At 33.4% G+C, this 6,672-nt stretch carries 6 protein-coding genes and 1 tRNA gene; 4 read left to right on the top strand and 3 right to left on the bottom strand.

The features are described 5' to 3' along the window. Window positions 1-95: 95 nt before the first annotated feature. Together OEW78_RS09495 and OEW78_RS09490 are read right to left on the bottom strand one after the other, a co-directional pair. Window positions 96-929, bottom strand: coding sequence for a hypothetical protein (locus OEW78_RS09495; protein ID WP_300327060.1), 834 nt, complete (start codon window positions 927-929; stop codon window positions 96-98). Between the two features lie 140 nt (window positions 930-1,069). Continuing rightward, entirely contained in the window at window positions 1,070-2,473 is a 1,404-nt protein-coding gene (locus tag OEW78_RS09490; protein ID WP_300327059.1) for an amidohydrolase family protein, read from the bottom strand. Window positions 2,474-2,641: 168 nt separating this feature from the next. On the opposite strand from OEW78_RS09490, the gene OEW78_RS09485 reads away from it, so the two are divergent. From OEW78_RS09485 to OEW78_RS09470, 4 genes are all read left to right on the top strand, one after another. Then, a complete protein-coding gene (locus tag OEW78_RS09485) occupies window positions 2,642-3,475 on the top strand; it encodes a hypothetical protein (protein WP_300327058.1) in 834 nt (277 codons plus the stop codon). A 148-nt stretch (window positions 3,476-3,623) separates the two neighbouring features. Beyond that, on the top strand, window positions 3,624-5,096 hold the full coding sequence (locus OEW78_RS09480) for a thrombospondin type 3 repeat-containing protein (RefSeq protein WP_300327057.1): 1,473 nt from the start codon (window positions 3,624-3,626) through the stop codon (window positions 5,094-5,096). A 187-nt stretch (window positions 5,097-5,283) separates the two neighbouring features. Further along, window positions 5,284-5,355, top strand: a tRNA-Ala gene (locus OEW78_RS09475). 44 nt (window positions 5,356-5,399) lie between these two features. Further along, window positions 5,400-5,759 carry a zinc-ribbon domain-containing protein gene (locus OEW78_RS09470; protein ID WP_300327056.1) on the top strand — a complete coding sequence of 120 codons (360 nt, stop codon included), beginning with the start codon at window positions 5,400-5,402 and terminating at the stop codon, window positions 5,757-5,759. A gap of 23 nt (window positions 5,760-5,782) precedes the next feature. Here the strand turns inward: OEW78_RS09470 and OEW78_RS09465 are convergent, their stop codons facing one another. Beyond that, window positions 5,783-6,316, bottom strand: a complete 534-nt coding sequence (locus OEW78_RS09465; protein WP_300327055.1) for a zinc ribbon domain-containing protein — start codon at window positions 6,314-6,316, stop codon at window positions 5,783-5,785. Window positions 6,317-6,672: the final 356 nt, after the last annotated feature.

The raw sequence follows: 6,672 nt of genomic DNA, 5'->3' as shown, positions 1-6,672 counted from the left end.
GTGTGATATTTTTTTCAGTTTGAAATTTTCCCATCTAGTTTAATGTCTTTTTTTATAATTAAAACACTTGGTGTGTTTTCATTTTTGATTTTAGATTAGTTTTCTGATTCAGGATTATCATGTCTAATTGTATTCATGAAATCTTGATGTTCTAACATTAATTCCATCATTTGATCTCTTAACATTGGATCATCCATTACTGCGTTTAGTATAGGTTCCATCAATTGATTTGACATCATTGCCATGTGAGAAGGATCTTCAAGCATCATAGTATGCATATCTTGAACCATTTCAGGATTAATCCACATGTGATGCATCATATCCATCATTCTATCAGAATTTGAAAACCCCATAAAGTGTGAATCAATTTTGTCAGAATTCATTGAATGTGAAATAGAATGTTCATCATAATCAGGGCACCAAGCACATTGAGAATGATGCATTCCTTGTCCCATTCCAGAACCCATCATTGAATCATGGACTGAATCCATCCATTTTGAATTCTGTTTCATCATTATTTCCATATGTGAGTGATTTTTCATGATTTGAATCATTTTTTCACGTAATTCTGGATCACTAGTCATAGGACCTAACATATTTTTTAATAAATCAAGATTACCATGCATTTGAGATACCCAATCAGCCATTGTATTACTTACCAGGGTAGAATCAGTTTGCATCATTTCATGCCAATGAAACATCATATTCTTGTTTGATGCTATCGCATCTTTTAGATTATTCATCATTTCAGGATGTTTTTCCAAAAATTGTTGATTGTGATGGCCATACCCTCTATCAACTAATTTCAAATATGTTGATGGCATAACACATGAAGGATTTCCATTATTTTTTTGTAACAACAAATATCCAGGTTTACAAGTGATCATATCAAGATCTGCAAATTTTTTCCACTGTTGATGTGGAGACATTTCTTGAGCAAAAGAAGTTTCAAAATATGTAGAACTAATAGTAATTGTGAAAATCATAGTTAAGAGAAACAGAAACTTTAGTTGCAATATGAACAATCAGAGTTTTTCACTTAAAAAGTAATCGTGAAAATCAAAGTGAATTATTTTGAAAACAAGTTAATTTTTCTTTCAACTAGTTTACCATGACCAAGTTTGCCAATCACTTCAAAGTTATCAGCTACCAGTTCTCCCCTAACAATTGTTTTTACAGGCCATCCTTTTAGATTTCTTCCTTCATATACAATATAATCAGAGAAGCTACCAAACAAATCTGAAGTAACAGTTTTTTCTTTTCTCAAATCCAACATGACCACATCTGCATCAGAATCTTTTTCCAATGTTCCTTTTTGAGGGTACATCCCGAATATTTGAGCGGCGTTTTGGCTGGTAAATCGTATAAATTGTTCCAAGGTTATTTTATTTTGATTAACACCATCATTAAGCAAAATAGGAATTACCGTACCTATTCCAGGGAATCCAGCGAGGGCACTCCACACATCATCTCCTCCTAATTTGAGTTTGAGTTGATTTGCAACATGATCAGTGCCTATTGTGTCAATTTTGTTATTGGATAATGCATTCCATACAGCCATTCGGTCATTTTCTGTCCTGATTGGAGGCATTACCTTTGCAAGATAGCCAGATTGTTTCTCATAAGAGAGCGTCAGATAATGAGGACATGTTTCAACAAAGATTTTTGTTCCAAGTTTTTTCTCTTCTTCAATTTGTTTTAGTGCACGTTCTGAACCAATGTGAACAAAATAAATTACACAATCATATTCTCTGCCAAATTTTGAAACTGTTTTGATTGCTTTAGCTTCAAATTCAGGAGAACGGCTAGAAGACCATGCAGATAATCCATCTTGATGTTTTTCTTTTGCGGTTTTAATTCCACACCCACATGACTCATAGTCTTCAGCATGAACTAATACAGGACAACCAAGCTCAGCTGCAGTCTTTACAGTTTGTTCGACAATTTCATCTGTAACATCAACTTGAGCTGCAACAAGGTTTTGGGAATTTGGTGGCATATCCATGTATACATGTCCAACTTCACCGCCAAGATTCATGTAAATTTTAAAAGATGTGATTCCCTTTTCAACACACAGATTCATCTCATTGATTTGCTGTGTAGTAAAGACAGAAGCGTGTATTGTATAATCAACATAATGATTTTCAGATGCAGAATCAAGTTGAGACTGTAAAGAACTAGAGAAAGGATCTCCAAGTCTTAACATGCGCATCATTGTAGTAATACCACCTATTGCTGCAGCATGAGACTCAGTTTTTGCAGCTTCATTAATTGGAGAATAAACTCCGTAATGAACATGAGTGTCAATTGGTCCTGGAACTGAAACTAGTCCTGCTCCATTGATTTTATGATCACATGCAGGTGTATCAGTTGTAAATCCTACAATTTTTCCTTCATCAATTAAGATATTTTTCTCAACCATTCCCTGAGGAAGGATAACATGTGAGTCAGTGATTACAGTATCATAAGTCATCTGTAAATTTTATGAAATTGAGGCTATTATGCGTTGAGACAAACATTATGCTTAAGTTCATACAGAAAAACCAGTTTTGACTTGGAAACAGGTATTAAAATTGTCAGGATGATTTAATCTAATGATTTCTACGAATTCCTCTTAAGCAATTTCTCTATGGTTTGTTTAATGACTAGACTACTGTATGCCTCAATCATTGCTTCTGTAATTGTAATGTCTGTTTTTAGTACTAATGCTTTTGCACAGTCAGATTTTAAAAAAATTGAAGGGGATGAGTTAAACAATTCTATCTCACAAGATATTCTTGCAAAAATAGAGTTATCAAAAAAACAATTTTTACAGACAAAAGAGATTGAAAACAAACGTAATGCCCAACAAGAACTCATCAAGGAGCAAAGAGAGATTGCACAAAAATCCCTCAAACAAGAACTCCAAAGAATGGAAAAAACCTATGAAGGATTTTCTCCTAAAAACGCATTTGCAAAATACGTTTCAAATCTCAATGTCACAAACAATGAGATATTTTGGGATCAGTTTGATTATCTGCAAACAAAAATAACTCTAGCTAGAGATGCAAAAGACTCTGTTCTAAAACAAGGGGGAACATTTTCTGATGCCATGAAACAATATGTTCAATATGCCAAGATGTCAAAAATCGAAATGCAAAGCATTGTGCGTGAACTCAACATAAAACACAATCTTGCACAAAAAGACATTCAGTCAAATTTTGACATTAATGGAAAATTGCCAAGATATGAAAATGATATGGAAGCTCCATGCTATGGATGTACAGCAAAAATATCCAAAGTTAAAATTGATTCAAACCAATCAGTTCCCATAACTAGAACTGCATTTGAACCAAAGCCTACACAGATTACCGAACTTAAAGACTCTCTTTCAGATCTCCAAAAACAATTCTTAGAGTCAAGGAATATCATAGCCCAGAAAAAAATGATATTTGAGATGAATGAAATCATAAAACAGATTCAAATTCTCAAATAACACTTCTTTTTTTCATAAAAGTTCTGATTTAACTAGGATATTTTTACAAAGTTCCTTTGCCTTTAATCTTATCTTTGAGTTAATTTCATACATTCACGAATAATTTCTACCATGTGTTAAAATATCTGAAGCAATGTGTTGGAGCATTATGGCAAATTTTGTCATTGGTAAAAAAATTAAACTTTTGCTTGTCTTACTAGGAATCTCTCTTTGCATATCATTTTTGACATGGTCTGAAATCAGAACATTTGCAGATTTTGATAATGACGGAGTTGAAGATTCTAATGACAATTGTCCTCTAAATCCAAATTTGGAACAAACTGATTCTGATTTTGATGATGTGGGAGATGCATGTGATATAGATGATGATAATGATGGAGTATCTGACTCTCTTGATCAGTTTGATACTAATCCTCTGGATTGGGCTGACTTTGATTTTGATGGAGTTGGTTCTTCTCAAGATATTGATGATGATAATGATGGAATCTTAGATTCTAACGATTTAACACCATTAACAACTTCTGAAAACTTGGTTAAAAGATATTTTGAAAATATAGAAACTTGTGCTGGAATGAATGATAATACATTACGTTTTGTTTGCTATTCAGAATTTTTTGGTATTTTAGCAGAAAATGAACAGAACAACTCTGATGCATTAGACTTGGCTATTGCATTATCAAAAATTGGTGCAATAGATGACTGTCATTTTGTATCTCACCAAATTGGACATGTTGCTTATGAAGAGACTAATGATGTGATAAAAAGTCTGCAAGGAATGGATGGTACAATGTGTAGAGGAGGTTATTTTCATGGCGTACTCTCATCCTACTTCCACAATATTGAAGAATCAGGGAAATCTTTTCCAGATTCACATCAAATAATATGTGATGATTTGATAGGCTCTTCAAACTACCAAGACTGTGTACATGGTTTGGGACATGGATTTGTCCATTATTTCGGTGACGATCTAAATTCTTCATTGGAATTATGCAGTGACATGTCTTTTTATCAAAATATTTTATGTGTTAAAGGAGTCATGATGCAATATACAGATAATGTTCTTACAAGAGACGGAATTTCTAAAAATGTAATTTCTAATCTTTGTGATTCAGAACAATTAGAGAAAGCTGATTTTGTTGAATGTATTATGTCTACAGGAACTACACTTGCTTTTTTTACAAATCATGATTTTGAAAAAGGCAAAGACTACTGTAGCCTAATTGAAGATGAAGATGCAAAGAATCACTGTATTGAGGGATTGAGATTAGAGATTCAAGACTCGGAGAAATATGAATTAATTCCATTAACTGAAGACAATAGAGAAAAATTCCAGCCACAATTCATTGAAGGTTCTAAATATATTGACATTAGAAGTCCTGCTAAAATCTCTGATTTTAAATTTATAAAAGAAGTTGGAATCATTTCTTTTTCAATAGATAAACCTCAATATGTTATCTTATACATCCCAAGTGAATTTGTCACACAAAAAATGATGGTTACTGTAAATGGATTAATACCAACGGACTTAAAATCACAAGATCATCTAATAGGTAAAGAAATTGTAATGATAAGTTTTGTACCTAATCATTCTGGAACAGTCTTGATAACTCCTATACCATAAGTCTATCTTGTAATTTCAAATTGAATTTCGTGCCTAAAATAATTTTTAATTAGTTTTTTACTGATTTTTTTAGTTTCTATTAAACATCTAATTGACTATTTTTAGGGTAGATTGCTTCTGTGAAAATAGAATTTAGTCAACTTTCTTGAGAAAATGAATAAAAGAACAACTAAAAAGAGATATTCTGGGGCCGGTGGTTTAGGAGTATAATGCCTCGTTCGCAACGAGGATGTCGAGGGTGCGATTCCCTCCCGGTCCACTTTTCCAGAAACTATTATACATAAATAAAAAAATAGAATCAATATGGAAGGTTTTGACGGGAAAAAAGCTGCGCAAGATTACATGTCAAAGCACACTCTAGCATTCTCTACACCAGAATTAACTCTAATGAGATTTGCTTTTTGGTTAGGAGATTCAGTTCCAGATCCAAAAAACGAAGGGAAAGGAATTCCAAGAATGATGACATATTTGGTAGAGCAAGACTTTGAACCGGTCTTAATCGATGATGAAACATATGTGCCATCAGGTGCAGTAAAAAGTTCAGCTCTTGTTGGAAATGCATACAATGAACAAATTTCAAGTGGAAAGTTTTGTTCTGAATGTGGCACTAGTCTTTCTGCCACTGCAAAATTCTGTCCCGAATGTGGAACAACACAAGAATAAGAAAATTACTTTGATTACTAGTTTTATGCTTTAGCGCCACACTTTGTACAAAACTTTGCACCGGCTCTAAGTGGAGCACCACATGAAGAACATCCATTTCCACTTTGTGGTGGCATTGTTTGTCTTGGCATTAAAGCTGGATCAGGAGATGGCAATGTTCCAACATCTCCAAATGCTTCTTTTGCAGATACAATTCCAGGTGGGCCTCCCCCTATTGGATTTTGTGCAGTTCCAGCTCTTGGTGGCTGTCCCATTCCACCTGCCATCATTCCAGGTTGACCCATTCCAGGCATCAAACCAGGAGATTGAGTATTTCCAGAACCAGTCCCTATAGATTTTTTTAATTCAAAGATTACTTTGATTGCTAAAAATTCTAATGCAGAATATGCAACAGTATAATCACCTAATTTTTGAAAGAATTCTTTGTCACTAAGTTGTCCTTTTTTGTACATGTTATTTGTATCTAGAAATGATTCATAGTATCCTTGAGACTCATCAAACAAACTCTGTAGTTTGTCAAAGAGCATGTTCAGTGTATCTACTTCCCCAAATGACATAATCTCGCTCTGTTTTTGGAATATTAATTACTTTAGGATCAAATTGTTGACAAACATTTGCCGTTTTACTTTTCAATTACATTGGGATTATAAAAGAATAATGTTCTCAATATCCTCAATTGGCTAAATCATGCTTGATTTCTATGGAATTCAAGATTTTTTGCTTCAATGATACTCAATAATCTAATATGAAACAGGGGAGCTTAGGAGTGTTACTAATTTCGGTAATCATTAAACACAAATTTATCTATTATTGCATAATACTGTGGCAAAATTTTTTGGAACAAATGGAATTCGTGGAGTCTTTAATGAAGATTTCACATTAGAGTTCATTCATGATATGACACTTGCAATTG

It is taken from the genome of Candidatus Nitrosopumilus sp. (genome assembly GCF_029882185.1).
Classification (GTDB): Archaea; Thermoproteota; Nitrososphaeria; order Nitrososphaerales; family Nitrosopumilaceae; genus Nitrosopumilus.
This window is presented reverse-complemented; position numbering and strand designations above follow the sequence as displayed.

Bases quoted from the DNA above. Each gene is read 5' to 3' on its own strand.
- OEW78_RS09495 (WP_300327060.1), bottom strand. From the start codon at position 929: ATGTCTCCACATCAACAGTGGAAAAAATTTGCAGATCTTGATATGATC.
- OEW78_RS09490 (WP_300327059.1), bottom strand. From the start codon at position 2,473: ATGACTTATGATACTGTAATCACTGACTCACATGTTATCCTTCCTCAG.
- OEW78_RS09485 (WP_300327058.1), top strand. From the start codon at position 2,642: ATGACTAGACTACTGTATGCCTCAATCATTGCTTCTGTAATTGTAATG.
- OEW78_RS09480 (WP_300327057.1), top strand. From the start codon at position 3,624: ATGGCAAATTTTGTCATTGGTAAAAAAATTAAACTTTTGCTTGTCTTA.
- OEW78_RS09470 (WP_300327056.1), top strand. From the start codon at position 5,400: ATGGAAGGTTTTGACGGGAAAAAAGCTGCGCAAGATTACATGTCAAAG.
- OEW78_RS09465 (WP_300327055.1), bottom strand. From the start codon at position 6,316: ATGTCATTTGGGGAAGTAGATACACTGAACATGCTCTTTGACAAACTA.